This window comes from Gilvimarinus sp. 1_MG-2023, from assembly GCF_030548285.1.
On the sequence record NZ_JAUOSC010000536.1, the window covers coordinates 1 to 330 of the forward strand.

A 330-nucleotide genomic window follows, 5' to 3' on the forward strand; every position below is an offset into this window, starting at 1 on the left:
TCCTTACAATAAGTGTTACCCCGACCAGACGCGAGGACAAGACAGGCTGTGACAAGAGCCTAACGCCGGCGTTCGACACCATCATGACAGCGTCAGGAATTTGATGGATACGCCGATCAGCAAGACCGCAAATGCCTTTTTCAACTTGCGCTGATCCAGTCGATGCGCCAAATGGGCACCCAGGCGGGCAAAGGGCACGCTGGTGATGACAATACCGGCCACCGCAGGCCAATAAACAAAGCCGGTGCTCCAGGCGGGCAAGGCCGGGTTGCCCCAGCCGGACCAGATATTGGTTAATGCGCCGGTCAAGGCAATCGGCAAACCACACGC

1 protein-coding gene is annotated in these 330 nt (G+C 57.6%); it reads right to left on the reverse strand.

All coding sequences use genetic code 11. The annotated features are described in order from the left end of the window. Positions 1–81 precede the first annotated feature (81 nt). On the reverse strand, positions 82–330 hold a 249-nt coding region (locus Q4563_RS17970), incomplete at its 5' end, for a sulfite exporter TauE/SafE family protein (protein ID WP_303605472.1).